3 protein-coding genes are annotated in these 2984 nt (G+C 55.7%); 2 read left to right on the top strand and 1 reads right to left on the bottom strand.

All coding sequences use genetic code 11. From position 1 onward, the window contains the following. Nucleotides 1-1878: threonine--tRNA ligase (gene thrS, locus ACIOVB_RS22460; protein ID WP_401271502.1), on the bottom strand; the 1878-nt coding region annotated here is incomplete at its 3' end. 372 nt (nt 1879-2250) lie between these two features. On the opposite strand from thrS, the gene ACIOVB_RS22465 reads away from it, so the two are divergent. Further along, a complete protein-coding gene (locus ACIOVB_RS22465) occupies nt 2251-2553 on the top strand; it encodes a hypothetical protein (protein ID WP_187676967.1) in 303 nt (100 codons plus the stop codon). A 288-nt stretch (nt 2554-2841) separates the two neighbouring features. Next, a partial coding sequence (locus ACIOVB_RS22470) for a cold shock domain-containing protein (protein ID WP_401271566.1) occupies nt 2842-2984 on the top strand: 143 nt, incomplete at its 3' end.

A 2984-nucleotide genomic window follows, 5' to 3' on the forward strand; every position in this document is an offset into this window, starting at 1 on the left:
ACACTCAGCGCACTGGGCGACGGGCCTAGAGCCCAGGTCAGCACCTTCACGAGTACGCACAGCGACAGTCTGCATCTCGACTTCCTTATCTCCGATAACCAAAAGATAGGGAACCTTGAGCAAAGTATGCTCGCGGATTTTAAAGCCGATCTTTTCATTTCTCAAGTCGGACTTGGCACGAAATCCGCCTTCAGCGAGAGTTTTTTCAACTTCGGCGACGAAATCCGCCTGTTTATCAGTGATATTCATGATCACTGCCTGGGTTGGCGCCAGCCACGCAGGGAATGCACCTTCGTAATGCTCGATCAGGATTCCGACGAAACGCTCGAAGGATCCAAGGATCGCGCGGTGCAACATCACCGGGTGTTTGCGACTATTGTCTTCGGAGACGTATTCGGCGCCGAGACGGACAGGCAGGTTAAAATCGAGCTGCAAGGTACCACACTGCCACACACGACCGAGGCAATCTTTCAGCGAAAATTCGATCTTCGGACCGTAGAACGCACCCTCACCCGGCTGCAGATCGTACGGCAAGCCCGCAGAATCAAGGGCTGCAGCCAATGCAGCTTCGGCGCGATCCCACAGCTCGTCGGAACCGACGCGCTTTTCCGGACGAGTGGACAGTTTCATCTCGACATCGGTAAAGCCGAAGTCACGATATACGTCCATTGTCAGCTTGATGAACGCAGCGGATTCAGCCTGCATCTGCTCTTCTGTGCAGAAGATGTGGGCGTCGTCCTGAGTGAACGCGCGCACACGCATGATGCCGTGAAGCGCACCCGACGGCTCGTTACGGTGGCAGGCACCGAACTCTGCCAGACGCATCGGCAGCTCGCGGTAGCTCTTCAGGCCTTGATTGAACACCTGCACGTGGCAAGGGCAGTTCATCGGCTTGATCGCGTAGTCGCGGTTTTCCGACTGAGTGGTGAACATGTTGTCGGCGTAGTTGGCCCAGTGCCCGGATTTCTCCCACAGGCTGCGGTCAACCACTTGCGGCGTCTTGATCTCAAGGTAGCCGTTGTCATGCTGCACTTTGCGCATGTACTGCTCGAGCACCTGGTACAGAGTCCAGCCGTTCGGGTGCCAGAACACCATGCCCGGGGATTCTTCCTGAGTGTGGAACAGACCAAGGCGCTTGCCGATCTTGCGGTGATCGCGCTTCTCGGCTTCTTCGATGCGCTGAATGTAAGCCGCCAACTGCTTTTTGTCCGCCCACGCAGTGCCGTAAACGCGCTGCAACTGCTCGTTCTTGGCGTCGCCGCGCCAGTAGGCGCCGGACAGCTTGGTCAGCTTGAAGGATTTCAGGAAGCGGGTGTTCGGCACATGCGGGCCGCGGCACATGTCGACATATTCTTCGTGATAGTACAGACCCATGGCCTGTTCATTCGGCATGTCCTCGACCAGACGCAGCTTGTAGTCTTCGCCGCGAGCCTTGAACACTTCGATCACTTCGGCACGCGGAGTGACTTTCTTGATGACGTCGTAATCTTTCTCGATCAGCTGCTGCATGCGCTGTTCGATGGCCGCCATGTCGTCCGGAGTAAAAGGACGCTCGAAGGCGATGTCGTAATAGAAGCCTTCGTCGATGACCGGCCCGATCACCATTTTGGCAGTCGGGTAGAGCTGCTTGACCGCATGGCCAACCAGATGGGCGCAAGAGTGGCGAATGATCTCCAGCCCCTCTTCATCCTTTGGCGTAATGATTTGCAGCGTAGCGTCGCTGTCGATGATGTCGCTGGCGTCGACCAACTGGCCATTGACCTTGCCGGCCAGAGTGGCCTTGGCCAGACCTGCACCAATGGATGCGGCGACCTCGGCTACGGAAACCGGGTGATCGAATGAACGTTGACTGCCGTCGGGAAGAGTAATAGTTGGCATGGCGCCTCCTCTCCTAGTGGGGACCCCTACCAGAGGTCACGTGGGTTGGGATGAGCCAGTACAAGATCCGATCCAGGCCATTCAATGACGAACGCCTGCCTTACAGCGGCAGGAGCCTTGCGGCCAACCGGAAAACCGAACCAGAGTGACTGGGATTCAAATCAGAATATTCGCACGTTGACCGCCGCCGGGACTGAAAGTCATCCGGAGCCTGAGAACGCTTGAGCTCGGCATGCTAGCACAGATGAGCGGTCACTTAATGCCTCTGTTTCACCAGAAGGCAAATCGTCCGCTTTTATGCCAGAGTGCTGAACTTGATGGGCCCTTATGCCCTCAGATAACAAGACATTGACCCACAAGGAGCATCCTCGCATGCGTCTGAATACCTTATTCGCCGTAGTCGCCCCCATTGTTCTGCTGCTGCCGCTGAGCGCTCATGCCGACTGGCCAAAGGGCGAGCGCGACAAATACATGGCCCAGTGCACCCAGGCGGCGACTCCGCAGATTGGCGCCGCCGCGGCCAAGTCTCACTGCGCCTGTGGCGCCGATGCCATCAAGTCTTACCCGGCCGGCGACATTCAAGCGCTGATGGACAACAAGGCCACCCCTGAACTGCAGCAGAAAGCGCTGGGCCAAATCGCCAAATGCAAGGCCAACGCTCCAGCGAAAAAGTAAGAAAAAATGTGATCTGACTCGACTCAACGCCGAAAAAAACGGCTGAATTTGAGCCTTTTCAGACGATTTATGCAGGTTTTACAGGTTTTTTTATTGTCTTTACTTTTCGCTAAACCCCTTTCAAACCGGGGCTTTCAGCCGAAACAGGCGGTAAAGAAAACACGACGGATTGGCAAACAGCACGTCCGGGGGGCTACCAAAGCGAACATTTCGACTATGATACCCGGGTGTGCCCAGTTGGCCTGAGCAGCACAGTACTGAAAAATATATGTTTCTTGGAGATACACCATGTCTAATCGCCAAACCGGCACCGTTAAGTGGTTCAACGATGAAAAAGGCTTCGGCTTCATCACTCCACAATCCGGTGACGACCGGTGCGGTCACTTCAAAGCTATCCAATCCGACGGCTTCAAAAGCCTGAAAGAAGGCCA

The sequence above is a fragment of the Pseudomonas sp. NPDC087639 genome (assembly GCF_044743385.1).
In the GTDB taxonomy this organism is placed as follows: Bacteria; Pseudomonadota; Gammaproteobacteria; order Pseudomonadales; family Pseudomonadaceae; genus Aquipseudomonas.